This is a genomic window from Pseudomonas sp. NPDC089547 (assembly GCF_050280665.1).
Lineage (GTDB): Bacteria > Pseudomonadota > Gammaproteobacteria > Pseudomonadales > Pseudomonadaceae > Aquipseudomonas.
This window is the reverse complement of record NZ_JBNNVS010000059.1, coordinates 1-25,662: the sequence shown is the minus strand read 5'-3', so window position 1 is coordinate 25,662 and position 25,662 is coordinate 1. Positions and strand designations below refer to the sequence as shown.

The 25,662-nt window shown below is 61.3% G+C and carries 26 protein-coding genes, 1 tRNA gene and 1 pseudogene; 13 read left to right on the top strand and 15 right to left on the bottom strand.

Going from position 1 to position 25,662, the window contains the following annotated elements; genetic code table 11:
* Nucleotides 1-134 precede the first annotated feature (134 nt).
* The 6 genes from flgE to ACQKPZ_RS25455 form a co-directional block, all read right to left on the bottom strand.
* Nucleotides 135-1,457 (bottom strand): flagellar hook protein FlgE, encoded by a 1,323-nt coding sequence (gene flgE, locus ACQKPZ_RS25480; protein ID WP_427543575.1) that lies wholly within the window; start codon nt 1,455-1,457, stop codon nt 135-137.
* Between the two features lie 28 nt (nt 1,458-1,485).
* Complete coding sequence (gene flgD / locus ACQKPZ_RS25475) at nt 1,486-2,187, bottom strand: flagellar hook assembly protein FlgD (protein ID WP_427543572.1); 702 nt, start codon at nt 2,185-2,187, stop codon at nt 1,486-1,488.
* Between the two features lie 12 nt (nt 2,188-2,199).
* A complete protein-coding gene (gene flgC, locus ACQKPZ_RS25470) occupies nt 2,200-2,643 on the bottom strand; it encodes a flagellar basal body rod protein FlgC (protein ID WP_391132756.1) in 444 nt (147 codons plus the stop codon).
* A gap of 2 nt (nt 2,644-2,645) precedes the next feature.
* Nucleotides 2,646-3,056: a flagellar basal body rod protein FlgB gene (gene flgB, locus ACQKPZ_RS25465; protein WP_391132759.1), complete on the bottom strand. Its 411-nt coding sequence runs from the start codon at nt 3,054-3,056 to the stop codon at nt 2,646-2,648.
* 366 nt (nt 3,057-3,422) lie between these two features.
* Complete coding sequence (cheR, locus tag ACQKPZ_RS25460) at nt 3,423-4,250, bottom strand: protein-glutamate O-methyltransferase CheR (protein ID WP_110743631.1); 828 nt, start codon at nt 4,248-4,250, stop codon at nt 3,423-3,425.
* A 50-nt stretch (nt 4,251-4,300) separates the two neighbouring features.
* On the bottom strand, nt 4,301-5,230 hold the full coding sequence (locus ACQKPZ_RS25455; RefSeq protein WP_010955104.1) for a chemotaxis protein CheV: 930 nt from the start codon (nt 5,228-5,230) through the stop codon (nt 4,301-4,303).
* Between the two features lie 77 nt (nt 5,231-5,307).
* On the opposite strand from ACQKPZ_RS25455, the gene flgA reads away from it, so the two are divergent.
* From flgA to ACQKPZ_RS25435, 4 genes are all read left to right on the top strand, one after another.
* Entirely contained in the window at nt 5,308-6,060 is a 753-nt protein-coding gene (flgA, locus tag ACQKPZ_RS25450) for a flagellar basal body P-ring formation chaperone FlgA (RefSeq protein WP_427543570.1), read from the top strand.
* Nucleotides 6,061-6,222: 162 nt separating this feature from the next.
* Nucleotides 6,223-6,537 carry a flagellar biosynthesis anti-sigma factor FlgM gene (flgM, locus tag ACQKPZ_RS25445; RefSeq protein ID WP_391132767.1) on the top strand — a complete coding sequence of 105 codons (315 nt, stop codon included), beginning with the start codon at nt 6,223-6,225 and terminating at the stop codon, nt 6,535-6,537.
* A gap of 49 nt (nt 6,538-6,586) precedes the next feature.
* Nucleotides 6,587-7,054, top strand: coding sequence for a flagella synthesis protein FlgN (locus ACQKPZ_RS25440; protein WP_427543567.1), 468 nt, complete (start codon nt 6,587-6,589; stop codon nt 7,052-7,054).
* Nucleotides 7,055-7,134: 80 nt separating this feature from the next.
* Complete coding sequence (locus ACQKPZ_RS25435; RefSeq protein WP_427543564.1) at nt 7,135-7,878, top strand: flagellar brake protein; 744 nt, start codon at nt 7,135-7,137, stop codon at nt 7,876-7,878.
* 168 nt (nt 7,879-8,046) lie between these two features.
* On the opposite strand, the gene ACQKPZ_RS25430 is transcribed toward ACQKPZ_RS25435, so the two are convergent.
* The 3 genes from ACQKPZ_RS25430 to bkdR form a co-directional block, all read right to left on the bottom strand.
* A complete protein-coding gene (locus ACQKPZ_RS25430) occupies nt 8,047-9,387 on the bottom strand; it encodes an MFS transporter (protein ID WP_427543561.1) in 1,341 nt (446 codons plus the stop codon).
* 125 nt (nt 9,388-9,512) lie between these two features.
* Nucleotides 9,513-10,754 (bottom strand): glutamine synthetase family protein, encoded by a 1,242-nt coding sequence (locus ACQKPZ_RS25425; protein WP_427543578.1) that lies wholly within the window; start codon nt 10,752-10,754, stop codon nt 9,513-9,515.
* A 277-nt stretch (nt 10,755-11,031) separates the two neighbouring features.
* Nucleotides 11,032-11,517 (bottom strand): Bkd operon transcriptional regulator BkdR, encoded by a 486-nt coding sequence (gene bkdR, locus ACQKPZ_RS25420; protein ID WP_012273540.1) that lies wholly within the window; start codon nt 11,515-11,517, stop codon nt 11,032-11,034.
* Between the two features lie 198 nt (nt 11,518-11,715).
* Between bkdR and ACQKPZ_RS25415 the strand changes: the two genes are divergently transcribed.
* The 4 genes from ACQKPZ_RS25415 to lpdA are packed head-to-tail and all read left to right on the top strand — an operon-like array spanning nt 11,716 to nt 16,662.
* On the top strand, nt 11,716-12,948 hold the full coding sequence (locus ACQKPZ_RS25415; RefSeq protein ID WP_110743639.1) for a 3-methyl-2-oxobutanoate dehydrogenase (2-methylpropanoyl-transferring) subunit alpha: 1,233 nt from the start codon (nt 11,716-11,718) through the stop codon (nt 12,946-12,948).
* 1 nt (nt 12,949) lies between these two features.
* Nucleotides 12,950-14,008: an alpha-ketoacid dehydrogenase subunit beta gene (locus tag ACQKPZ_RS25410; protein WP_012273542.1), complete on the top strand. Its 1,059-nt coding sequence runs from the start codon at nt 12,950-12,952 to the stop codon at nt 14,006-14,008.
* Nucleotides 14,009-15,280, top strand: a complete 1,272-nt coding sequence (locus ACQKPZ_RS25405; RefSeq protein ID WP_427543558.1) for a dihydrolipoamide acetyltransferase family protein — start codon at nt 14,009-14,011, stop codon at nt 15,278-15,280.
* Between the two features lie 2 nt (nt 15,281-15,282).
* Complete coding sequence (gene lpdA, locus ACQKPZ_RS25400; protein ID WP_427543555.1) at nt 15,283-16,662, top strand: dihydrolipoyl dehydrogenase; 1,380 nt, start codon at nt 15,283-15,285, stop codon at nt 16,660-16,662.
* Between the two features lie 233 nt (nt 16,663-16,895).
* Here lpdA and ACQKPZ_RS25395 read toward each other — a convergent pair.
* Nucleotides 16,896-17,033: pseudogene (locus tag ACQKPZ_RS25395) on the bottom strand (diguanylate cyclase domain-containing protein); the annotation flags it as partial.
* Between the two features lie 211 nt (nt 17,034-17,244).
* Between ACQKPZ_RS25395 and ACQKPZ_RS25390 the strand changes: the two are divergent.
* Nucleotides 17,245-17,772: a hypothetical protein gene (locus ACQKPZ_RS25390; RefSeq protein ID WP_391132787.1), complete on the top strand. Its 528-nt coding sequence runs from the start codon at nt 17,245-17,247 to the stop codon at nt 17,770-17,772.
* Between the two features lie 32 nt (nt 17,773-17,804).
* Here ACQKPZ_RS25390 and ACQKPZ_RS25385 read toward each other — a convergent pair whose 3' ends face one another.
* Complete coding sequence (locus ACQKPZ_RS25385; protein WP_427543552.1) at nt 17,805-18,683, bottom strand: LysR family transcriptional regulator; 879 nt, start codon at nt 18,681-18,683, stop codon at nt 17,805-17,807.
* Between the two features lie 122 nt (nt 18,684-18,805).
* Between ACQKPZ_RS25385 and ACQKPZ_RS25380 the strand changes: the two genes are divergently transcribed.
* A complete protein-coding gene (locus ACQKPZ_RS25380) occupies nt 18,806-19,540 on the top strand; it encodes an AzlC family ABC transporter permease (RefSeq protein ID WP_427543549.1) in 735 nt (244 codons plus the stop codon).
* Nucleotides 19,537-19,863, top strand: a complete 327-nt coding sequence (locus ACQKPZ_RS25375) for an AzlD domain-containing protein (protein ID WP_391132795.1) — start codon at nt 19,537-19,539, stop codon at nt 19,861-19,863. Before ACQKPZ_RS25380 ends, ACQKPZ_RS25375 begins: the two co-directional genes overlap by 4 nt.
* A gap of 130 nt (nt 19,864-19,993) precedes the next feature.
* Here the strand turns inward: ACQKPZ_RS25375 and ACQKPZ_RS25370 are convergent, their stop codons facing one another.
* Both ACQKPZ_RS25370 and ACQKPZ_RS25365 read right to left on the bottom strand, forming a co-directional pair.
* Nucleotides 19,994-21,115 (bottom strand): mandelate racemase/muconate lactonizing enzyme family protein, encoded by a 1,122-nt coding sequence (locus ACQKPZ_RS25370; protein WP_427543546.1) that lies wholly within the window; start codon nt 21,113-21,115, stop codon nt 19,994-19,996.
* On the bottom strand, nt 21,112-22,743 hold the full coding sequence (locus tag ACQKPZ_RS25365; protein WP_427543543.1) for a BCCT family transporter: 1,632 nt from the start codon (nt 22,741-22,743) through the stop codon (nt 21,112-21,114). The genes ACQKPZ_RS25370 and ACQKPZ_RS25365 overlap by 4 nt, the downstream gene beginning before the upstream one ends.
* A gap of 169 nt (nt 22,744-22,912) precedes the next feature.
* Between ACQKPZ_RS25365 and ACQKPZ_RS25360 the strand changes: the two genes are divergently transcribed.
* Nucleotides 22,913-23,863: a LysR substrate-binding domain-containing protein gene (locus ACQKPZ_RS25360; RefSeq protein ID WP_427543540.1), complete on the top strand. Its 951-nt coding sequence runs from the start codon at nt 22,913-22,915 to the stop codon at nt 23,861-23,863.
* A gap of 204 nt (nt 23,864-24,067) precedes the next feature.
* Here the strand turns inward: ACQKPZ_RS25360 and ACQKPZ_RS25355 are convergent.
* Nucleotides 24,068-24,144 (bottom strand) — tRNA-Arg (locus tag ACQKPZ_RS25355).
* Between the two features lie 111 nt (nt 24,145-24,255).
* Entirely contained in the window at nt 24,256-24,849 is a 594-nt protein-coding gene (gene phnN, locus ACQKPZ_RS25350) for a phosphonate metabolism protein/1,5-bisphosphokinase (PRPP-forming) PhnN (RefSeq protein ID WP_427543537.1), read from the bottom strand.
* Between the two features lie 345 nt (nt 24,850-25,194).
* Between phnN and ACQKPZ_RS25345 the strand changes: the two genes are divergently transcribed.
* The gene (locus tag ACQKPZ_RS25345) at nt 25,195-25,521 is read left to right on the top strand and encodes an Arc family DNA-binding protein (RefSeq protein WP_003254499.1); all 327 of its coding nucleotides are present in this window, start codon (nt 25,195-25,197) and stop codon (nt 25,519-25,521) included.
* The last annotated feature ends 141 nt before the right edge of the window (nt 25,522-25,662 follow it).

Here is a 25,662-nt window from a genome sequence, read left to right as displayed (position 1 = left end):
GAGGCCTTGGTGGAGTGGATGAACTACCCGCTGTACTACGCGTACGAGGGTGCCGCACCACCGCCACGTGCCAGCGGCCTTGCGTCGCGATGGGCTGCAAAGCAGCCCCAAAACACCAATTCAACAAACGAGCATCAGGTCATCTGGATGATGGTCTGCATGATGGTGCTTTCGGTGGAAATGGTCTTGGCGTTTGCCTGGTAGTTGCTCTGGGCCTTGATCAGGTTGACCAGTTCGCCGGTCAGGTCCACGTTCGAGTCTTCCAGCGCACCGCCAGTGATCTGGCCAAGCGTGCCGGTGTCCGGGGCGCCGATCACCGGCACGCCGGAGGCGTAGGACTCTTTCCAGTTGGTGCCGCCAATCGGGGTCAGGCCCTGCAGGTTGGCAAAGTTGGCAATCGCCACCTGGCCGATGACCTTGTCCTGGCCGTTGGTGAAGTTGGCGAACATATTGCCGCTTTCGTCAATGGTCAGGCCCGACAGCTCACCGGTGGCGAAGCCGTCCTGGCTCTTGGCAGTGGTGGCCGATGCGGCGTTGTACTGGGTGGTGCCCAGCATGTCCAGATTCACACCCGCGGTATTGGCGGTTGCGCCGTTGGCGCTCCATACACCGGCTGCGTTCTTCTGTGCCGGGATCCAGTTGCCGAGGGTGAAGGTTTTGTTGGCCGCGATAGTCAGGCCACCAGTGACCGGGCCCGCCGTCATCGCTGCGGTGTCCAGGGTACCGTCAGACTTGAACGGCAGCTTGTTGGCCAATGGCGTTGTGGAAGTCGGGTCAGCCGGGTTGCGGCCATCGATGGTGGTGTACATGGTCCAGGAGTTGCTGCCGGCATCCTTGACGAAGTACTGGTTCAGCTGGTGAGCGTTGCCCTGGCTGTCGTACACGTCGGTGTTGAACGTGTAGTTGTAAGTGTCAGTCCTGGTAGGGTCGAACGGCGTCTCGGTCGGCGCTGTAGCGCTGGAGTTCAGGTTGACGTTCTCGGAGATGCGCCCGGTTGGGTTGGGCGTCAGGTTCGAGGTGTCGATCTGCAGATTGGTCAGCACACCCTGGATGATCTTGCCGTTGGCATCCACCGCATAACCTTGCAGGTTGGAGCCCGACGAGTTGACCACGTAGCCGTCCTTGTCGCTGTAGAAGGCACCGGCACGGGTGTAGATTTTCGAGCCGTTGTCGTTCATCACGAAGAAGCCGTTGCCATCGATGGCCATGTCCAGCGCCTGGCCAGAGGCATTGATGTTACCGGGGGTGAACATCTGCGACACGGCGGCAGTCTTCACGCCAGTGCCCACCACATTCTTGCCGGCACTGGTCCCGCGAATGGAGTTGGAGTACTGGTCGGCGAACTCGGCTCGCGACGACTTGAAGCCGGTGGTGGCGACGTTGGCAATGTTGTTGCCGGTAACGTTCAGGGCCTTGTTTGCAGCATAGAGGCCGCTAAGGCCGATATTGAAAGACATGTGTAACTCCTGTCGTTTTGCTCAGGCCCTAGATGCCGATGCTTTGGATTTTGGAAAGCGCAACACTGCCCAGCCCGGCCAGGTTGAGGGTCATTTCCGAACCGTTGGTGCCCATGGTCACACTGGTGACCGACGCAGGCAGGTTGGTGGTCATGGTCGTGGCAGTGCCATCGATCGACGCAGTGGCCTTGAAGGTATACGTACCTGCTGCTGCCACCTCGCCATCATCGTCCAGGCCATCCCAGGTGAAGTCGATCTTGCCGGCCTTCTGGGTACCCAGGTCGAGTGTGCGCACCAGCGTGCCATCCTTGTCGTAGATACCCACCGAGGTGGCAGTACTGGACGACGTCAGGTTGACCGTGCCTTTCATGTCCTTGCTGGTGTCGACCACGGCCTTGTCGGTCTCGACGATCACATTGCGCCCAACCAGCGAAGAAGCCTGCAGCGCTTGGGAGGACTGCAAGCCTGCCGCGATATAGGTGACCGAGTCGTTGAGCGACTGCATGCTTTCAAGGCTGCTGAACTGCGCCAACTGGGCCACGAACTCGCCGTTTTCCTGCGGGTCGAGCGGGTTCTGGTTCTGCATCTGGGTAACCAGCAGTTGCAGGAACGCATCCTTGCCCAAGGCGCTGCCGGCGGCGCCGGTGCTGCTGTCGGTCTTCGATGTCTGCTTTTGCAGCGAGGTCAGGTAAGCGCTACTGACGTCGCTGGTGGAGTTGGTAGTGGTCATGTCGGCTTCCTATCACTGCCCCAGGGTCAGGACTTTCTGCATCATGCTTTTGGCCGTGTTCATCAGCTCGGCATTGGTCTGGAACGCGCGGCTGGCGGAGATCATGTCGGCCATCTCCTCGACCACGTTGACGTTCGGGTAGTAGACGTAACCGTCCTTGTTCGCTGCCGGGTGGTTTGGCTCGTAGCGTGCCTCCAGCGTGCTCTGGTCCTCGACGATACCTTTTACCTGCACCCCCTGCCCTGCCTCGCCCTGGTCTTCGAACAGCGACTGGCTCACGCCGGCCTGGGCATCCTGGAAGGTGGTGGCGAACACCGGGTGGCGGGCGCGGTAGGTCTGGTCGATGCTCGAAGAGACGGTCTCGGCGTTGGCGATGTTGGAAGCAACGGTGTTCAAGCGCGTGTTCTGCGCGCTCATGCCGCTACCGGCAATGTTGAAAACACTGGAAAGGGACATGGTCATTCTCCGCGCAGGGCAGAAACCAGCCCTTTGAATTTACTGTTGAGCAAGGTGAAGCTGGCCTGGAAGCCAATGGCGTTTTCGGTGTAGTTCGATTGCTCGATCTGCGCGTCCACGGTGTTCTGATCGATCGACGGCTGCAGTGGGGTGCGGTACTTGAGCGTGTCATCCGCTGCAATGGCAAGGCCTTCGGCTTCGATATGCCGGCTGTTGGTCCGGTCCATGGCGAAGCGGCCGCTTTGTTGCTTGCTGGTCTCGGCAGCGAGCACCGAAGAAAAGTCCATGTCACGCGCCTTGTAGTTGGGCGTGTCGGCGTTGGCAATGTTGTTGGCCAGCACTTCGGCGCGCTGGGCGCGGAAACTCATGGCCTTTTCGTGAATACCAAGCGCCTTGTCGAAGCTGATGCTCATGTCGGGGAAACCTTCAGAGGTTGACCGGAATTTCGTTGAGCAAGGTTTAGCAAGGGCTGTGCCAACGAGCGCAAAGCCCGGAAATATGGGCTTTCGAGGCTACGTGCTGCCAGGGTGATGCCAGAAAAGCGGCAAAGGCCTTCCGCCTTGGGCGGCGAAAGCGGCAATTGCCGGATGGCAAAAGCGGCAAAACAAAAAATTGACGTCAGTATTTTTCCTGTGCCGGCCTCTTCGCGGGTAAACCCGCTCCCACAGGAGCACCGCTGCCCTCAAGGGTGGTGCATAACCTGTGGGAGCGGGTTTACCCGCGAAGAGGCCGGCACAGGCAAACAAAAAGGCCGGCAATTTTCACTGCCGGCCTTTCTTTTACTTCGCCTGGTAAATAATCCCCGGGCTGCACTGCACCATCTGGTAATGGTCCGGCAACCCGTTCAGCGCCTCCGAGGCGCCGAGGAACAGGTAGCCACCCGGCTTCAGTGTGCTGTGAATACGCAACAGGATGTCGCGCTTCACCTGCGCAGAGAAGTAGATCAGCACGTTGCGGCAGAACACGATGTCGAACTTGCCCAGGCTGGCATAGCTGTCCAACAGGTTGAACGAGCGGAACTCGACGCGGCTGCGAATGGCCGGCTTGACCGCCCAGCGCCCCGGCCCCTTGGGGTCGAAGTAGCGCTGCAGGCGCTCCTGGGACAGGCCACGGGCAATGGCCAGGCTGTCGTATTCGCCGGTCTTGCAGTTGGTGAGCATGGTGCCGGACAGGTCGGTGGCAACGATTTGCGCGCCCATCTTCAGCTGGCCGAGGTTGCTGCGCTCGAACTCGTCGATGGCCATCGAGATGGAATACGGCTCCTGCCCCGACGAACAGGCCGCCGACCACATGCGCAGGCGCTGGCCCGGGTTGTTGCGGATGAACTCGGGGATCACCTTGTTCTTCAGCACTTCGAACGGGTAGGTGTCGCGAAACCACAGGGTCTCGTTGGTGGTCATGGCATCGACCACCTGCTCGCGCAGACCGCCGCGCGGCTGGGCCTGAATGCGCTGCACCAGCTCGCCCAGGCTCTTGATACCCTGTTGCTCCATCAGCTTGTTGAGACGGCTGGAAACCAGGTACTGCTTATTCTCGCCCAGCAGGATGCCACAGGCTTTCTCCAGGAATACCCGGAACTGTTCGAAATCCAAATTACCCGTAGACACTACTGCCGCCTCTTTTCAATCACTGGTGCCGGGGGCTTGCCCCGGCTGCTTCAATGCGCTGCCTTGATCCGGTCGACCACCCGCTGGGCCAGGTCGTCCGGCTTGAACTTGGCCAGGAAGTCATCGGCGCCGACCTTCTTGACCATTGCCTGGTTGAACACCCCGGAAAGCGAAGTATGCAGGCAGATGTGCAATTTTTGCATGCGCGGGTCGCTGCGGATCTCTGCCGTTAGCGTGTAGCCGTCCATTTCCGGCATTTCAATGTCCGAGATCATCATCAGGAACTCTTCTTCCGGCTTTTTGCCCTCATCCACCAGCTGGCGCAGGTAGTTCAGGGCCTGACGGCCGTCATTGAGCGCCACCACTTCCACCCCCACGGTCTGCAGGCAGCGGCTGACCTGCTTGCGCGCCACCGACGAATCGTCGACGGTGAGCACCCGCATCAGCACGGCCTTGTCCTGCACCTCGGCATCGATCACGCCGGCCGATACCGACTCGGAAGACGGCGACACTTCGGCCAGCACCTTCTCCACGTCGATGATCTCGACCATGCGGTTGTCCACCCGGGTGACCGCCGTCAGGTAGTGATCCCGGCCGGTGCCCTTGGGTGGCGGATGAATCTCTTCCCAGTTCATGTTGACGATGCGCTCGACCGAATGCACCAAAAAGCCCTGGGTCTTGGTGTTGTACTCGGTGATGATCACGAAACTGTTGCGCGTGTCTTCCTGCAGCGGCCGCAACCCGGTAGCCATCGACAAGTCGAGGATCGGGATGGTCGCCCCGCGAATATTGGCAACACCACGCACCACCGGGTGCGCCTTGGGCAAAAGGGTCAGCGCAGGGCATTGCAGCACTTCCCTGACCTTGAACACATTGATGCCGTAAAGCTGTTCGCCATTGAGGCGGAACAGCAGCAACTCCAGGCGATTCTGCCCCACCAGCTGCGTGCGCTGGTTGACCGAATCCATAACACCCGCCATGCCAGACTCCTTAATCTTTCAGCCTTTCGTTGCAACTCAGGTTACGAGTCGGCACGGGCTTTGCTTTTTTGAGCGTCATGCACACGAAAACGACATTTTTCCGACGATTGACGCGCCTGCTGGCTGGCTCGCTGGCCACGCTGTGCCTGCTGGCGCCCGGCGTTCGCACGGTAGCGGACGCGTTCACCTTGCCTGAACAGCTTATCGGTGTCACCCAAGGGTTTCTTGAATTCACCGTCGAAGATTACCTGGCCACCACCCAGACAGCCGGCCGTTATGAAATCCAGGTCAACCCGCTGGACCCACGCCTGCGCATGCCATTGTGCAGCCAGCAGCTGGACGCGTCGCTGGAAAGCCCCGCCCAGCCGCTGGGCCGCGTGACGGTGCGGGTACGCTGCGACGGTGCGGCGCCGTGGACCGTGTTCGTACCGGCCACCGTGCGGCTGTTCCGCGATGTGGTGGTGGTGACCCGCCCGCTCAAGCGGGACAACACGGTAGGCGAAGGCGACGTGGCCCTGCGCGAGCGCGATGTTGGCACCCTTGGCCAGGGCTTTCTTACCGAACTGGACCAGGCAGTGGGCATGAAAATGCTGCGCCCCACGGTGATCGACCAGGTACTCACGCCACAACACCTGGAACAGGCCGAGGTAGTGCGCAAGGGTGACCAGGTGGTAATCGTCGCCCGCAGTGGCAGCCTCAGCGTGCGCATGCCAGGCGAAGCCCTGAGCAAGGGCGGCCTGAGCGAACAGATACGGGTACGCAACCTCAACTCCAAACGGGTGGTCAAGGCCAGGGTGACCGGGCCAGGCCAGGTCGAGGTCAGTATGTAGCCAGCCACAGATTACGCTGGCAGTGAGGAACCGCATTTCCTAAACTGTGTCAGAAAACGGGTTCGCGAGCTTGCTGACAGGCGGCTATGCATTTGTGCCTAAAGTTTCTTTCGGGTTGGCCGAAAACAAGGCAAGCGTCCAAATACCCAGAGGTTTCTGATCATGGTCATCGACTTCAGTCGTTTGAATAACTCTCCGTCCGTCACGGGCGGCGTGCGCGGCAACAGTGCACCCGGCAGCGCCGAAAAACCGGCAGCCAGCCAGGAAGCGGCCAGCGGCACCAGCGCCAGCGGAGAAGCGGTACACCTCAGCCAAGAGGCACAGCAGTTGCAGAAGATCAACGACAAGCTGCGCGACGAGCCAGTGGTCAACAGTGCCCGCGTGGCCGAGTTGAAACAGGCGATCGCCGATGGCAGCTATCAGGTCGATGCCGGCCGGGTCGCCAGCAAACTGCTCGATTTCGAAGCCCAGCGCTGACCGTTCGGCGCGCTGACTTCACGGACGCTAGAAAAGCCAAGAGTTAGCCATGCACGACACCACCTTGCTGCAACTGATCGAAGATGACATTGCCCCGCTGCAGGAACTGCTCGACCTTCTGCAAAAAGAAGCGATCGCCCTGCATGGCCGCGACATGCCGCTGCTGGAACAGATTCTGGCGCGCAAGCAATCGCTGATCATCCTGATCGAGCAGCACGGCCAGCGCCGCAGCCAGTTGCTCGGCAGCCTGGGCCTGAGTGCCGATCGTGCCGGCGTGCAAGCGGTGGCCGCTCAATCGCCCCATGGCGAGGTGATGCTTCAGCGGCTCGACATGCTGTCGCAGCTGATGGACGAGTGCCAGCAGGTCAACCAGACCAATGGCCGGATCATCCAGGTACAGCAACACGTCACCAACAACCAGATCAGGATCCTCATGGGCGGCGACTCGCCGTCGCTCTATGACAGCCGCGGCAGCACCTCGCCGCTGGCCAAGCCACGGGCCCTCAGCCAAGTGTGATTTTTTCTATCAAGGCACGGAACATACTGGCAAAATGCCGTTACTTGCGTGTGTCGCTTTTGCCTGGAGAACGATAAGCCGTGTTCAATGAAACTGAAGCACCGCAACCGCCAAAGGTGCTGGACACCCCCTTGGAGATTGCGGCCAACTTGCGGCAACTGCAGGAAAGCCACGACCCCCTGATCATCACCTTCCATGACCGCAGCCAGCGCTTCCAGAGCTACGTGGTACACGTGGACCGTGAAAAGAACACCCTGGCACTGGACGAGATGATCCCCCGCGACGGTGAGAAATTCATCGAGAACGGTGAGCACTTCCGCGTCGAAGGCTTCCACGATGGCGTGCGTATTGCCTGGGAATGCAACCACGAGCTGAAGATTACCGAAGTCGACGGCCACCGCTGCTACAGCGGCCCCATGCCGCAAGAGATGACCTACCACCAGCGCCGCAATGCCTTCCGCGCCGCGCTGAAGCTGTCGCAACTGGTCGATATCATCCTCGATGGTGCCCACCTCAAAGGCAATGGCGCCCTGCGTGGCAAGCTGCTGGACATTTCGGCCACGGGTTGCAAGCTGCGCTTTGAGGGCAATGTCGAAGACCGTCTGCAACTGGGCCAGGTGTATGAGCGCTTCAAGGCGGGCAACCCGCTGAGCCTGGTGGACACCATGGTCGAGCTGCGTCACCTGCATTATGAAGAACGCATCAATACCACTTTTGCCGGTGTGCGCTTCCATAACCTGAGCGGGCAGGCGCAGCGCAAGATCGAGAGCTTTGTGTACCAGCTGCAGCGTGAGGCGCGGCGGTTCGACAAGGACGATTATTGATCGTCGGCTGAATGCAAAAACGCCACCTGATGAGGTGGCGTTTTCATTTGTGTTCTTCCTGTACCGGCCTCTTCGCGGGCACGCCCGCTCCCACAGGGACCGCGCCAAGCCTGAGGCCAACGCTATACCTGTGGGAGCGGGCGCGCCCGCGAAGAGGCCGGTACAGGCTTACACCGACTTGCTGACTTCTTCAGGCTCTGCGGCCTGTGGCTCAGCCCCCTTCCCTTCATCCTCGGTATCTTCAGCCGCCACCGGTGCCTGCATCACCTCCTGCACGGTCTGCTCATCCACCCGTGGGTCCAGCGCCGCCGACAGTGGCGAACCGGCCGCCGGCATGGCCACGTGGCCCAGCGGCGCATCCTGCACCTGATGCAACCCGGTAACCGCTTTCGGCCGAATGCGCCATACCAGCACCAGGGCGAAGAACACGAAGAACGCATACAGCATCTGCGCACCCAGCACCTTCATCAGTACGCCCGCCGCCAACGGCCCGATACACGCACCCACGCCATAGGTCACCAACAGCATGGCCGTCAGCGACACCCGTCGCTCGCTTTCCACATGGTCGTTGGAAAACGCCACCGCCAGCGGGTAAAGGCAGAACTGCAGCAGCGAAATCAAAAAACCGATACCGAACAGCAACTCCAGCGGCACACTCGGCAATATCGCCAATGGCGCCGCAGCCAGCGCCAGGCCCACTGCCACGCTGCGGATCAGTACCGCGCGGTCGTAACGGTCAGACAACCAGCCCAGCGGCCACTGCACCAGCAGGCCGGCAAAAATACAGCTACCCATGAACAGACCGATCTGCTCGGTGGTCATGCCTTGGCTGGAGGCATACAAGGGGGCCAGGCCGTAGAACGAGCCAACGATCAACCCCGAACCCAACACCGTACTGAGCGACTGCGGCACGCGCTTGATGAAGAATTTCGGCTCCATCGGTGCCGGGCGCAAAGGTGCCGGGTGAATGCGCCGGGTCATCGCCACGGGCACCAGGCACAGGGCGAAGCACATCGCCACCAGCATCAGCAGCTCCGGGCCAAGCTCTGGGTGAACCACCAGGATCAGCTGGCCAAGCACCAGCCCAAGGTAAGAGGCAATCATGTAGCCGCTGAACACCGCGCCGCGGTGTTTCACATCGGCCTGCTCATTGAGCCAGCTCTCGATGACCATGTACTGGCACATCATCCCCAGGCCGACGATCATCCGCAGCCCGACCCAGGCAGGTAGCCAGCTGGTCAGGCCATGGCCAAGCACCGCCGCGCCAACGATGCCGGCGCAGGTGGCATAGGCGCGAATGTGCCCGACCCGGCCGATCAGCCGGTGGCCGACCTTGCCGCCAACTGCCAGGCCAAAGTAGTTGGCTGCCATCAGCGCACCCACCCACAGGCTGTCGACATGGTCGGCCGCCAGGCGCAGGGCCAGGTAGGTACTGAGCAGGCCCGAGCCGATCAGCATCATCAGCGCGGCGAAATACAACGACTGAAACGGCTTCCATACATTTCGCATAGGTCCCGTAAAGCTCCCTTGATCAGGTGGCGGGTGCTAGCAGCATAAGGGCAAAAACCGTATGGCGCAGGCCCCCAGCGGCGATTTAACGCTATGGGGCGTGTCCGGTGCAGGTCGTGTCGCGATCAGGCCTGTGCCGCCAGCACCCGACGCTCCCACGGGGTGATTTCGTCGAAGAAATCGGTCAGCTCCAGGGTCTTGCTGGCGATGTAACCTTCGATGAACTCGCTGCCGAACAGTTCCCGTGCCAGCGCACTGCGCTTGAGCCGCTCGAGGGCAGCATGCAGGGTGCACGGCAGGCTCAGGTGCTCGGGCACTTCAAACTCACCCTGGATGGCCGGCGATGGTTGCAGGCGCTGCTCTATGCCATGCAGCCCAGCGGCCAGGCTGGCGGCGATGGCCAGGTAGGGGTTTGCATCGGCGCCGGGCAACCGGTTTTCAACGCGCCGCGCTACCGGCGCACTGGCCGGAATGCGCAGGCCGGCGGCGCGGTTGTCCTCGGACCAGCAGGCGTTGTTCGGCGAGGCATAGGGGTGGCACAGGCGCTGGTAGGAATTGACGTTGGGCGCAAACAGCGCGGTGAAGTCGGCCATGCACGCCTGCAGGCCGCCAATAAAATGGTGGAAGGTGTCGGTCGGCAGGCCTTGCTCATCGCTGAACACGTTACGCCCGCTGCCTGCCTCGATCAGGCTTTGGTGAATGTGCATGGAACTGCCCGGCGTGCGTGCCAGCGGCTTGGCCATGCACACCACGCTCAGGCCGTGCTTGAGCGCCACTTCCTTGAGCAGGTGCTTGAACAGGAAGGTCTGGTCGGCCAGCAGCAGCGGGTCGCCGTGCAACAGGTTGATCTCGAACTGGCTGACGCCCATCTCGTGCATGAAGGTGTCGCGCGGCAGCCCGAGCGCGGCCATGCACTGGTACACCTCTTTGAAGAACGGGCGCAGGCCATTGTTGGAACTGACACTGAACGCCGCATGGCCAAGCTCACGGCGGCCATCGATGCCTACGGGTGGCTGGAAGGGCTGCTGAGGGTCGCTGTTGGGGGCAAAGACGAAGAATTCGAGTTCGGTCGCCACCACGGGTGCCAACCCCAGTGCTGCATAGCGGGCGATTACCGCCTTGAGCTGGCCACGGGTGGACAGCGCCGAAGGCCGGCCATCCAGTTCATTGGCGTCGCAGATGGCCAGGGCGCGGCCGTCGTTGCTCCAGGGCAGGAGATGGACCTGGCTGGTTTCGGCCACCAGCGCCAGGTCGCCGTCGTCACTGCCGTAGAATTTCGCCGGCGGGTAGCCACCCATGATGCATTGCAGCAACACCCCCCGGGCCATCTGCAGGCGGCGGCCTTCGAGGAAGCCCTCGGCGGTCATCACCTTGCCGCGTGGGACGCCATTGAGGTCGGGGGTGACGCATTCGATTTCATCGATGCCCTGGAGCTGAGCGGTGCTCATGACGCTTGTCCTTGTTGTTGTACGCTGACAACAACAACATAGGCTGGGGGTGTTTAAAATATCAAGCACCTGCCTTCAACACCGCGTGCTCCTCTTCGCGGGCTCGCCCGCTCCCACAGGGACGGCGCAGGTTTCGAATGCTGTGCAGTACCGGTGGGAGCGGGCAAGCCCGCGAAGAGGCCAGCACAGGAGAACACTACTCCCGCAAAGTCATGCCATTGGCCGGCAACGGCAAGGCAGTCTTGTAGCGCACCTGCTTCAAGGCAAAGCTCGAGCGTATGTTGGCCACCCCCGGCAACCGCGTCAGGTAATCAAGAAACCGCTCCAGCGCCTGGATGCTGGGCAGCAGCACCCGCAGCAGGTAATCCGGGTCCCCTGTCATCAGGTAGCACTCCATCACCTCGGGGCGCTCGGCAATTTCTTCCTCGAAACGGTGCAACGACTGCTCCACCTGCTTCTCAAGGCTGACATGGATGAACACGTTCACATCCAGCCCCAGTGCCTCAGGTGACAGCAAGGTCACCTGCTGGCGGATGACCCCCAGTTCTTCCATGGCCCGCACCCGGTTGAAACAGGGCGTGGGCGACAGATTCACCGAGCGTGCCAGCTCGGCGTTGGTGATGCGGGCATTTTCCTGCAGGCTGTTGAGAATGCCGATATCGGTACGATCGAGTTTGCGCATGAGACAAAATCACCGGTTTTTTGTGTTTATGCGGAATGTTTATCTGCCCCGCTCGGCAAAGGCAATCAACTTGAGATAAAAATTCTCCTGCCGGGCCACTAAGATGTAGGTGACGCTGACCTACCAGTCACAAGCCGGTATTCAGCGGCGGCCGCTTCAGAGCTCACAAAAACAATTACCCGAGCGAGCGTAAAAAGCATGAACGAGTACGCCCCCCTGCGTTTGCATGTGCCCGAGCCTACCGGCCGGCCAGGCTGCCAGACCGATTTTTCCTACCTGCGCCTGAACGACGCAGGTCAAGCCCGTAAGCCCCCTGTCGATGTCGATGCTGCCGACACCGCCGACCTGTCCTACAGCCTGGTCCGCGTGCTCGACGAGCAGGGCAACGCGCAAGGCCCATGGGCCGAAGACATCGACCCGCAAATCCTCCGCCAAGGCATGCGCGCCATGCTCAAGACGCGGATTTTCGACAGCCGCATGGTGGTTGCCCAGCGCCAGAAGAAGATGTCCTTCTACATGCAGAGCCTGGGCGAAGAAGCCATCGGCAGCGGCCAGGCGCTGGCCCTCAACCGCACCGACATGTGCTTCCCCACCTACCGCCAGCAAAGCATCCTGATGGCCCGCGACGTGTCGCTGGTCGAGATGATCTGCCAGTTGCTGTCCAACGAGCGCGACCCGCTCAAGGGCCGCCAGCTGCCGATCATGTACTCGGTGCGCGAAGCCGGCTTCTTCACCATCAGTGGCAACCTGGCGACCCAGTTCGTGCAGGCGGTCGGCTGGGCCATGGCCTCGGCGATCAAGGGTGATACCAAGATCGCTTCGGCGTGGATCGGCGACGGCGCCACCGCCGAGTCGGACTTCCACACCGCCCTTACTTTCGCCCACGTGTACCGCGCCCCGGTGATCCTGAACGTGGTCAACAACCAGTGGGCCATTTCTACCTTCCAGGCCATTGCCGGTGGCGAGTCGACCACCTTCGCCGGCCGTGGCGTGGGTTGTGGCATCGCCTCGCTGCGGGTTGACGGCAACGACTTCGTCGCCGTGTATGCCGCCTCGCGCTGGGCTGCCGAACGCGCCCGCCGTGGCCTGGGCCCCAGCCTGATCGAATGGGTCACCTACCGGGCCGGCCCGCACTCGACCTCGGACGACCCGTCCAAGTACCGCCCGGCTGACGACTGGAGCCACTTCCCGCTGGGCGACCCGATTGCCCGCCTGAAGCAGCACCTGATCAAGATCGGCCACTGGTCCGAGGAAGAGCACCAGGCCACCACGGCCGAGTTCGAAGCCGCCGTGATTGCCGCACAGAAAGAAGCCGAGCAGTACGGCACCCTGGCCAATGGTCACATCCCGAGCGCCGCCTCGATGTTCGAGGACGTGTACAAGGAAATGCCCGACCACCTGCGCCGCCAACGCCAGGAACTGGGGGTTTGAGATGAACGACCACAACAACAGCATCAACCCGGAAACCGCCATGGCCACTACTACCATGACCATGATCCAGGCCCTGCGCTCGGCCATGGACGTCATGCTTGAGCGCGACGACAACGTGGTGGTGTACGGCCAGGATGTCGGCTACTTCGGCGGCGTGTTCCGCTGCACCGAGGGCCTGCAAACCAAATACGGCAAGTCGCGCGTGTTCGATGCGCCGATTTCCGAAAGCGGCATCGTCGGCACCGCCGTGGGCATGGGCGCCTACGGCCTGCGCCCGGTGGTGGAGATCCAGTTCGCTGACTACTTCTACCCGGCCTCCGACCAGATCGTCTCCGAAATGGCCCGCCTGCGTTACCGTTCGGCCGGCGAGTTCATCGCCCCGCTGACCCTGCGCATGCCTTGCGGCGGCGGCATCTATGGCGGCCAGACCCACAGCCAGAGCCCGGAAGCCATGTTCACCCAGGTGTGCGGCCTGCGCACTGTCATGCCGTCCAACCCGTATGACGCCAAGGGGTTGTTGATTGCCTCGATCGAATGCGACGACCCGGTGATTTTCCTGGAGCCCAAGCGCCTGTACAACGGCCCGTTCGACGGCCACCACGACCGCCCGGTAACGCCCTGGTCGAAGCACCCGCACAGCGCCGTGCCCGACGGCTACTACACCGTGCCGCTGGACAAGGCCGCCATCACCCGCCCGGGTAATGACGTGACCGTGCTCACCTATGGCACCACCGTGTACGTGGCCCAGGTGGCCGCCGAAGAAAGCGGTGTGGACGCCGAAGTGATCGACCTGCGTAGCCTTTGGCCGCTGGACCTGGACACCATCGTCGAGTCGGTGAAAAAGACCGGCCGCTGCGTGGTGGTGCACGAGGCCACCCGTACCTGCGGCTTCGGTGCCGAACTGGTGTCGCTGGTGCAGGAGCATTGCTTCCACCACCTGGAGGCGCCGATCGAGCGCGTCACCGGTTGGGACACCCCCTACCCCCACGCGCAGGAATGGGCTTACTTCCCAGGGCCATCGCGGGTAGGTGCGGCATTGAAAAAGGTCATGGAGGTCTGAATGGGCACGCACGTCATCAAGATGCCGGACATTGGCGAAGGCATCGCGCAGGTCGAGTTGGTGGAATGGTTCGTCAAGGTCGGCGACGTCATCGCCGAGGACCAGGTCGTGGCCGATGTCATGACCGACAAGGCCACCGTGGAAATCCCGTCGCCGGTCAGCGGCAAGGTGCTGGCTCTGGGTGGCCAGCCGGGTGAAGTGATGGCGGTCGGCAGCGAGCTGATCCGCATCGAAGTAGAAGGCAGCGGCAACCATGTGGATGCGCCGCAAGCCAAGCCGGCCGAAGCGCCTGCTGCCCCTGTCGCGGCAAAACCAGAACCGCAGCAAGCAATAAAACCCGCCGCGTACCAGGCGCCAGCCAACCACGAGGCAGCACCCATCGTGCCACGCCAGCCTGGCGACAAGCCGTTGGCTTCGCCGGCTGTACGCAAACGCGCCCTGGATGCCGGTATCGAGCTGCGTTATGTGCACGGCAGCGGCCCGGCCGGGCGCATCCTGCACGAAGACCTTGATGCGTTCATGAGCAAGCCGCAAAGCGCTGCCGGACAAGCCCCCAATGGCTATGCCAAGCGCACCGACAGCGAGCAGGTGCAGGTGATCGGCCTGCGCCGCAAGATCGCCCAGCGCATGCAGGACGCCAAGCGCCGGGTCGCACACTTCAGCTATGTGGAAGAAATCGACGTCACCGCCCTGGAAGCGTTGCGCCAGCAGCTCAACAGCAAGCACGGCGACAGCCGCGGCAAGCTGACCCTGCTGCCGTTCCTGGTGCGCGCACTGGTCGTGGCCCTGCGCGATTTCCCGCAGATCAACGCCACCTATGACGACGAAGCCCAGGTCATCACCCGCCATGGCGCGGTGCATGTGGGCATCGCCACCCAAGGCGACAACGGCCTGATGGTGCCCGTGCTGCGCCACGCCGAAGCGGGCAGCCTATGGGCCAATGCTGGCGAGATCTCGCGCCTGGCCTTTGCAGCGCGCAACAACAAGGCCAGCCGCGAGGAGCTCTCCGGCTCGACCATCACCCTGACCAGCCTGGGCGCGCTCGGCGGCATCGTCAGCACACCGGTGGTCAACACGCCGGAAGTGGCCATTGTCGGCGTCAACCGCATGGTTGAGCGGCCGGTGGTGATCGACGGCCAGATCGTCGTGCGCAAGATGATGAACCTGTCCAGCTCGTTCGACCACCGCGTGGTCGATGGCATGGACGCCGCACTGTTCATCCAGGCCGTGCGCGGCCTGCTCGAACAACCCGCCTGCCTGTTCGTGGAGTGAGCATGCAACAGACTATCCAGACCACCCTGTTGATCATTGGCGGCGGCCCAGGCGGCTATGTGGCTGCCATCCGCGCCGGGCAACTTGGCATCCCTACCGTGCTGGTGGAAGGCCAGGCACTGGGCGGTACCTGCCTGAACATCGGCTGCATTCCGTCCAAGGCGCTGATCCATGTGGCCGAGCAGTTCCACCAGACTTCGCGCTTTACCGGCGCCTCGCAACTGGGCATCAGCGTTACCTCCCCGCGCCTTGACATCGGCCAGAGCGTGGCCTGGAAAGACGGCATCGTCGACCGCCTGACCACCGGTGTGGCCGCCCTGCTGAAAAAGCACGGGGTCAAGGTGGTGCAGGGCTGGGCAAAGGTACTCGACGGCAAGCAGGTCGAGGTCGACGGCCAACGCATCCAGTGCGAGCACCTGTTGCTGGCCACCGGTTCCAGCAGTGTCCAACTGCCGATGCTGCCGTTGGGCGGGCCGATCATTTCCTCGACCGAAGCCCTGGCGCCGAAAGCCCTGCCGCAACATCTGGTGGTGGTGGGCGGCGGCTATATTGGCCTGGAACTGGGCATCGCCTACCGCAAGCTGGGTGCGCAGGTCAGCGTGGTGGAAGCGCGTGAGCGCATCCTGCCGACCTACGACAGCGAACTGACCGCCCCGGTGGCCGAATCGCTGAAGAAGCTGGGCATCGCCGTGCACCTGGGCCACAGCGTCGAAGGGTACGAAAATGGCTGCCTGCTGGCCAACGATGGCAAGGGTGGCCAACTGCGCCTGGAAGCCGATCAGGTGCTGGTAGCCGTGGGCCGCCGGCCGCGCACCCAAGGCTTCAACCTGGAATGCCTGGACCTGAAAATGAACGGCGCCGCCATTGCCATCGACGAACGCTGCCAGACCAGCATGCACAACGTGTGGGCCATCGGCGACGTGGCCGGCGAACCGATGCTGGCGCACCGGGCCATGGCCCAGGGCGAGATGGTTGCCGAGATCATCGCTGGCAAGACCCGCCGCTTCGAGCCCGCTGCGATTGCCGCCGTATGCTTTACCGACCCGGAAGTGGTGGTAGTCGGCAAGACACCGGAGCAGGCCAGCCAGCAAGGCCTGGACTGCATCGTCGCGCAGTTCCCGTTCGCCGCTAACGGCCGGGCCATGAGCCTGGAAGCAAAAAGCGGTTTCGTGCGCGTGGTTGCGCGCCGGGACAACCACCTGATTCTGGGTTGGCAGGCGGTGGGTGTGGCGGTTTCCGAGCTGTCCACGGCGTTTGCCCAGTCGCTGGAGATGGGCGCGTGCCTTGAGGATGTAGCCGGTACCATCCATGCCCACCCGACACTGGGTGAGGCGGTACAGGAAGCGGCATTGCGTGCGCTAGGCCACGCCCTGCATATCTGACACTGAAGCGGCCAAAGGCCGATTTGGCCCGCTGCGCCGAGAGGCGCTGCGGGTCTTTTTTATGGTCGGCACTGACGCTATCCCCTGCGCGGATCATTGTAGGAGCGGCCTTGTGTCGCGATAGAGCTGCAAAGCAGCCCCAGGATTTCAGCGCTGATGCACAACTCGCCAGGGCTGCTTCGCAGCCCTATCGCGACACAAGGCCGCTCCTACAGGGATCTGCGGCAGGCAGGCTACTCGGCAATGGCGTTCTTGCCAGCACCTTTGGCCCGATACAGCGCCTTGTCGGCCCGCGCCAGCAGTGCATGCTGGTCTTCCCCTTCCTGCCACTGCACCACGCCATAGCTCATGGTCAGCCGGCAATCGCCCAGGCGAAAGCGCTGGGCCCGCTCGCACTCCGATCAAGGGGCTGCCGACAGTGGTGGTAATTGCCGCAGGCGGCAAGATCATGCCTTTGACGGGCAAGCATATGCCCACCGTGCTGCCACCGGGAACAGCTCCAACGCGCTAGTTGCGGGGCATGGACGACTGGCATGGCATTTGCCCCATGCCTGTGCCGCTCACATTTCCAAGGAGGATTTCATGACAATCGCCCTTAACGGCCTCGGCTGGCAGGCCACGGTCCATCAGCAACAGCGCGCCGGCAATGACCAGGCTCCGGTCGACGTGCCGCAGTTCCGTGCACCGGTAGTCGCCAGCAATGCCACCGCGCAACAGGGCCGCCAGGGTAATACCTCGCAGCAGGATGCCGAGGATGCCCGCGAGGAAGCCTTTGCCAAGCTCAAGGTGCTGCTACAGAACCCTGGCAGCGGCCTCGGCCAGCCTGCCGAGGCGGGTACGGAACAAACCAGCAGCGCCAGGCAGGATTTTCAGGACTACATGTCCAAATCGCCTGCCGAGATGATCAAGGAAAAGCTGCTGCGCGAACTGGGCATGACCGAGGACGAATACAACGCCTTGCCACCTGAGAAAAAGGAGCTGGTCGACCAGCAGATTGCCCAGCGCATGAAGGATGATGTCGAGGCCAAGACCCTGGCCAAGGTCGATACGCACATCACCACGCGGGTAACCGGCGAAGATGAAGACGCACTGGCGGCAAGCCAGGTTTGAGCCCAGCGGCGGCGGGCGAGGCAGCGTCAAGCTCACGCCAGCTGCAACAACGCCTCCTCCACTGCCGCAACCACCTGATTGCCCTTGGCTCCCGGCAACCGCCACGCAGCAATGGTCATGCCCAAGGGCACCGCGCAGTCGATGGGCGCAACCAGTTCACCGCTATCCAGGTACCGTTGCACCAGGCTCCTACGCCCCATCAGCACACCTGCAGCGAGCAAGGCTTGCTGCAAGGCAATCGAGTACAGGGAAAACCCAGGACCGCGGGCCACGAACTTGTGGCCTGGCATGGTGACACCGGTCCACACGGCCCAGTCGTTCCAGCCCACGTCAGCGATGCAACGGGTGTTGATCAGGTCTTCGGGCGTGGTGATGCTCGCCGCCAAGGCAGGTACACATACGGGCAGCACTTCTTCCGTGGCGATCCTGCGCTGCCAGCGCTCGGGCTTTTCGGTGTAGTACAGGCACAGATCGAACGGGCTGCGCTTCAGGTTGGGCGGCTCATCCACCGCCGTGACCGAGATCTCGATGGGCGCCAGCAGGCGGGTCAACTCCGGCAGGCGTGGCCCGATCCACAACTGCGCCAACGCCGGCGAGGTGACGATGTGCACCCGCTGCGGTGCAGCCAGGCGCCTAAGCGTGCGCGCAGCGGCCTCCACGGCATCGAAGGCTTCGGTGAACTGGGTTTTCACGCTTTCGCCCAAGGCCGTCAGGCGCACACCCTTGGCATGGCGCTCGAACAGGGCGGCGCCGTATTCGCTTTCCAACGTCTTGACCAGGGCGGCGATGGCACCGGGGCTCACCTTGAGCTCGAGGGCAGCGCGGGCGAAGCCGCCCAGGCGTGCGGAAGCCTCGAAGGCGCGCAAGGCATTGAGCTGCAGGGAATGCCGGGTTGGGGTATCGAGAGCCATGGCGTGAGACCTATTTTTTTTAGGCCTACTATTCCAGAAATCTGACGTTGTGGCCAACTGTCACGCGCATTAACGTGCAAGTACATACATTGCACTTCCAGAACACCTTCGAAGGAACCAAAATGCCGTACCCAAGCGGGACCCATGCATTCAGGCAGGGCGCTCACAGCGTTCTGCCATTGACCTCCGGCATCGTGCCCTTTGGCCTGATCACCGGGGTCACGGCTATTGGCATGGGCCTCTCACCCACCGACGCCATCGGCATGACCTTGCTGTTCTATTCAGGGTCCGCACAGATGGTGGTCATGCAGCTGATGCAAAATGCCGCCCTGCCAGTGACCATGGTGGTCACCGCCCTGGTGATCAACCTGCGATTCCTGATGTACAGCGCAAGCCTGGCCCCGCACCTGGGCCACCTGCCGCGCCGCCACAAGTGGCCGATGGCTTACCTGCTGTCGGACCAATCCTTTGCCCTTTGCACGCTGAAGATGGGCTCCGGCGAGCTGGGTCGCCATGCCTACCCCTACTATGCCGGCACGGCCATCACCATGTTCTTCGGGTGGAACCTCTCGGTACTGGCAGGTATGTATCTGGGTGCGGGCATCCCGGAAGACTGGTCACTGGGCTTTGCCATTCCGTTGTCGTTCCTGGCGCTGCTGATACCGGGCATCCGCAACACCGCCATGCTGGGCGCAGCGCTGACCGGCGGCGTGCTTGCCGTGCTGGCGGCCCACCTGCCCTACAACCTCGGCCTGCTGGTCGGTGCCGTGGGTGGCATTGTTGCCGGGCTGGTCATCGAGAGCAGGCAGAAAGAACAGGCCGTACCTGAGGCTCACACCGAACAGGAAGCATCATGAGCGAAACAACCCAGTGGATAACCTTCGTGCTGATCGGCCTGGGCACCTTCGCCATCCGGCTATCGTTCATCGAATTGCACACGGTGCTGCGCATCCCCCCGCTGTTTCGCCGTGCGTTGGCCTATGTGCCGGCCAGCGTCCTTGCGGCACTGGTGCTACCGGCCGTGGTGCTGCCTGACAGGAATGCCGGTTTCGACTGGATGAACCCGCAGATACCGGCGGCGGTGCTGGCGGCACTGGTGGCCTGGCGCACGCGCAGCACCATGTTGACGCTGGTTGTGGGCATGGGGGTGTTGTGGGCACTCAAGCACTGGGGAATGTAGGGGCACCTGCGCACGCGTTCCTCAGGAAAAATCGGCAGGATGTTGTGCAGAGAATTCGTTTGAGGTCCTTGGCCTTAGGCGGGGTGTAATAAAAAACCCACGTTGCGTGGACGTGGGTTTTTCTACTGATTTATGCGCCGACTCGATACTGGGCGATTACCTCCTCGTCGAGCACCAGGCCCAGGCCAGGAGAGTCCGGCACCCGTACAGAACCATCCTCTAGAGGAATCAGGTTCTTCACCAACTTTCGGAACAATGGGCTTTCACTCTGTGAATACTCAATAAGCTCGCCAAACTCGCAGGCAGCCAAAAAGTGCGTGGTTGCTGCCAGCAAGATCCCGGTGCTGAACCCATGGGGCACCAATTGAGCCCCGTAGTGATTTGCAAGCTCATAGATATGACGCATTTCACTGATACCACCGCACCGGGTGATATCAGGTTGCACAATCGCAGGCCGGGTGTTTTCCAGGAAGTTGCGGAACTCATGCCGGGTGGCAAGCCCTTCCCCCCCCGAAACCTTGACCCTGCAAAGGCTGGCAAGATACGCCAGGCCACGCTCGTCATCCGAAGGCAAAGGCTCCTCGACCCAGTTCAGGTTGAACTCGCGCAACGCCTCGCATTGAGCAAGTGCATGTGCCGCGTTGCGCCACCTGCCTACCAGGTCGATCTGCAACTGAACGTCATCACCGATCTCTTCTCGCACCAGCGTGAGCAACTGCTTGTCACGCGCCGGATTTTCTCCGAAACCGGCGCCACCGAGCTTGATGCTGCGAAGACCTTGGCCAAGCAGGTGCCTGATCACACCCCGGTTGCCAGCATCGGTGGTTTTAGGAATGAAGGTACCGTAAGCAGGGATACGGTCGCGGTACTTGCCACCGAGCATTGTGTGGACGGGTACACCGTAATGCTGCCCCGCAATGTCCCAGAGCGCGATGTCCAAAGCACTGATGGCGTGCACGCCAGCGCCACGACGGCCCACATACTCACTGTGCCGATACATCTTTTTCCAGAGCCGGTCGATCTCCAGCGGGTTCTCGCCAAGCAGCACATCGCGAAGACCCTGACAGGTTTCGTGGGACGCTGGCGTTTCGATCAGCGCCTTGACCACGGCAGGCGAGCTATCCGTTTCACCCACGCCAACGATCCCAGTGTCAGTGTGGATGCGAACAATCAACGCATCCTCACCCCACTCGCAAACCTCATCGAATGTTGGGACACGCAGCCAGATGGCTTCTACTTCTACAATTTTCATGCTTTTGCTTCCACACGTTCTACATCAACCACCTGAGCCTGATCGCGATGCGCCTCTTCCTGCACGGCGAGCTGCCTGGCCTGCATGATGATTCGCTCGGTACTCCAATCGCTGTAGTCCTCACGGAGCCATTTGAAAAGGCCCCAGATTTTCACGACAAGGATCAAAATGAATGGAATCGCGGTGAGAATGACCGCCGTTTTCAACGTGCTCAACGGCGCATTGATGTACAGCATTGCCAGGGGCAGTGCCGCCAACAGCGCGCACCAGAACAAACGCAAGCCAGGGGTCGGGTCATCACCTTCCCGCAGGTTGCGGGTGCTTGTGGCGGCAACGGTGTAGGCCACGGCATCCAGGTGCGAAGCCAGGAACAGCAGCATCAGCACGAAGTAGACAACCGACAGCAGCTTTCCGAACGGCAAGCTGTGCAGCAGCATGGAAACCGCAGCTTCCCCGCCCGCGCCGCCCAACATCGCCGGGGCGTCCACCACTTTCTCCATGAACTGGTGAATGGCAAAACTCTCCAGGCTGCCGAAGAAGAACCAGCAACCACCGCACCCACCAAGGATCATCGCCATGACCAGTTCACGAATGGTGCGACCACGAGAAACGCGAGTGACGAAGATCGCTACACCCGGGGTATAGGTGATCCAGTACAGCCAATAGAACACCGTCCAGCCACGAGAGAACTCGCCGTTACCTGCCGGGTCGGTGAAAAGGCTCATGTGGATGAAGTTTTGCAGGGTCAGCCCGACGGCATTGGTGATGTTGCTGATCGAGAACAAGGTCGGGCCCAGCAGCAATACCACCAAGGCAAATGCCAGGGTCAGCCCACAGGCGAGCTTGGCCAGACGCTGCATGCCAGAAGCAATACCGATGTAGGAGCTCAGCGAAAAGATCAGGGTTACCGAGACGACCAACCCAGCCTTCAATGCAAAGCCGTCCTCGATGCCGACAAGATCCGACAAGCCTTTTGCAACCGTAGAGGTCGTCAGGGTGGTGGTCAGCACCAGGCCACCAAAGGTCGCAAACAGGAAGACCAGGTCGATGACACGGCCAACCGGGCCCTGAGCCTTGCAACCGGTGATGGCTTCTATCACCGCCGCCAGGCTCAGGCCCTTGTTGCGCCGGACATGGAAGTGGTACGCCATGGCAAGTGAGGCCATCCCGTAGATCGCCCAAGGCGTAACGCCCCAATGGAAGAACGAGTAGGCAATGCTGTATTCGAGCGCTTCCTTGCTAGCCGCCGCAATGCCCAACCCAGGTGTCAGGTAGTAATAGGCCCACTCCATGAAAGCCCAGTACATGGTGGCCGAGCCGAGGCCGGCGCAGATGAACATGAACACCCAGCTGGTGTTGGAGTATTCCGGACGACCGCTGCCGAGCCTGATGTTTCCGTACTTGCTCAGCGCAAGGCCTGCGATCAGGACAACACAGGCAAACCCAAGCAACTGCACGGCAGAACCGAAGGTCATTGTGGCAGCGTTGAACAGTTGGTCAGCCAGTCGCTTTGCCTCTTCTGGGAAAGACATCAGGCCGAACACGGTGGTGGAAATGACGATGAGGCTTGCAAGGATCAGGGTGCGGTCTTTGGTCGGCGCAGTGACGGTGTGAAACTCAGGCTTCATGGAAACCTCCCGAACGGAGGTCATGGGCCTTTTCGGCCTTGGGAGTGGTTTGCATCGCGATTGTCCTGCTTTTGTCATTATTAGGAGGCCCGGTTACAGTGGACCTGCAGCCAATCTATGCCGCATGGCCGTCCCCCTGAAGCGCGATTTCATAATGGGTTAATTACAGGTGCTTATTAATCGCTCAAGCTCAGGCCAAAGCCCGAGCCGACTTCCCCACCTCTCTCTGCTGCTGGCGTTCAAAACAGTTGCAGAGCTTGCCAGCTTCACGCGTGCAGCCGAGGTACTCCACCTGTCCCAGTCCGCTGTCAGCCAGCAAGTCGTCAAACTTGAAGAGGCGCTGGGTGTGCAACTGTTCATCCGCTCGACCCGGTCGGTGAAAATGACCCAGGAAGGTGCGGACCTGCTGGAGGACATTCGTGGGGCTTTCGAGCACCTGGTGGGTGCTTTTGATCGCTGCGCGCGCAAGGCAGCAACGCCGATTCTGCATATAGAGTCAGAGCCCGTGCTGAGTGCCTTCTGGCTCACGCCCCGGCTGCGGCAGTTCACCGAGCGTTTTCCGTCACTCCATATCCAGCAGACGCTGAGCACACAACGTGTCGAGTTCGCTGACCAGACAGAACTGGCGATCAAATGGGGAGACGGCAAATGGCCGGGCTTCGATTCGGATTTCTTGATGGGGGCAAACTATGTCCCCGTCTGCTCGCCACGGTTGCTCAACGGCGACAGGCCCCTTGTAAGCCCCTCTGATCTCGGCAGGCACCCCTTGCTGCACGACCGTGATTACGAGGACTGGAAACGCTGGCATGAGCTGTATCCAAGCGTAGCCATGGACCCAGGACGCGGGCACATCGTTTCAGACTCGAACGTCCTCGCACAACTCGCCATTGAGGGGTATGGCATTGCGCTCTGCGTACTGGCCCTTATCGAACGCCCCCTGCGAACGGGTGAGCTGGTTATGCCATTCCCGGACATGGTGATGCGCCACTCATTGGCCTACTTCCTACTCACCCGTAGACAACGCCCACTCAGTACCACTGCTCAAGCGTTCGTTCAGTGGCTGAAGCACGAGGCGGTGATCACTGAGAAAAAACTTAATCTGCAAGAAAATGAGGAATAGCCGGTGAATGTGTTGGCGCACTGGTTTTCTTCGAGCAGTTTTGATCGAACAGACCTTGGCCAGCACAGCGAAACGGGAAGCCTGGGTTTTGCGGCGGGCATGAAAAAGCCCCACCAGATCGTCTCTGAGCGGGGCTTCGTTTGCCTCCCTCACCCACGGCTTGCATGGCGTGAATGACAAAAAAGGTAGAGGCCTTGATAAATATGGCGTCCCAGGCAGGAATTGAACCTGCAACCTTCCCCTTAGGAGGGGGATGCTCTATCCAATTGAGCTACTGAGACGCAAACACCGGCAACGAGCGCTGCACAGCGGGACGGCCAGCATGTTAACCAGCATGCTGGCGTTTGTCATGCACCTGCCGGGCTTTTTCGCGTAATCCTTTTCCGGCAGTGCTAAAGCTGCGGCAACACACCCTCATCGCGAAGTATCCCGAACAGGGCTGAGACCGCAGCCTCCAGGGTTGTGGAGTTGTCCAGCACATGCGCTGTCGGATCGTTTAGCGCCTGCAAACGGGCACTGCGGGCCAGGCGCTGTTCGACTTCCTCGGCAGTTTCGCGACCACGGGCCAGCAAGCGCTGGCGCAGTACATCCGGGCGGACCTCGACCAGCACTGCCAGCAGATCCGGGTAGCGCTTGCGCGCCTCGCCCAGATAGGCCCGCGAGCCATTTACCAACACCGCCCTGCCCTTCGCCAGCCACTGGTCCACCTGCTGTGGAATGCCATAGTCCAGGCCATTGGCCCGCCAGTGCATGGCAAACGCACCCTGCGCACGCAGGGCCTCGAATTGCTCGGGCGTGACCCCTTGAGCGGCTTCCCCTTTGGCCTCGGCCGAACGGGTAATGACACGACGGGCGACTTCTACCCCGGCCGCCGCCAACGGTTCACGTGAAGCGTCGATCAGGGAATCTTTCCCCGAACCCGACGGTCCTACCAGAAATATCAACCGGCCTGTCCCTGATCGACGGTTGCTTGCGTCATGTTGCATAGCCACTATGCTCTATGGAAGGAACCCGGCGCATTTTAGGGGGTTTCCTGGCTTTTTGCTGCGTTTTATCAGTTTTTGACGGCAAAAGTCTGACAGTGGCGAGCGTTGGAGCATGTAAAACTTTTCAAACCAGTACTCATTTCTGATAATTGGTACTGGCAGAAAGCCTTTATCCGGCTCACTATTTGTCACAGATTTGACGCCAAGGAAACGGCGACCATGAGGCAAGATGAGCATCCATTTTTCACTGACGGTTGAACATTTTGTCGTCGCCACGGTCGTACTTCCACCCCGTGCGGCCAATTTGAGAACCGCTTCCCCTGAACCAAAATCCGGTCAATTTATATGCGCCCAATGAAACAGGCTATTTATTCGAGCCGCACTGCTGACAAGTTCGTCGTCCGCCTGCCAGACGGGATGCGTGAGCGCATTGCCGAGGTAGCGCGCAACCATCATCGCAGCATGAACTCCGAAATCATCGCGCGCCTGGAACAGAGCCTTATCCAGGAAGGTGCGCTGGGTGACGAGCTGAGCATGCGCCTGGACAGCCCTGAGCTGTCGCTGCACGAGCGCGAGTTGCTGCAACGCTTCCGCCAACTGTCCCACCGCCAGCAGAATGCTCTGGTCGCCCTCATCGCTCACGATGTGGAAATGGCCGCCGACGCTTCCTGAGGTCTGCAAGCGAGCACAAAAAAGCCAGCGTAAGCTGGCTTTTTTTAGGTTCTTCACGGATTGCCGGGAAAGTCATTCTTGATCTTCATGAAAAAGAACTCGCTGTCCCGGTAGCCGTAAGCCATCCGCTTGATCACCTTG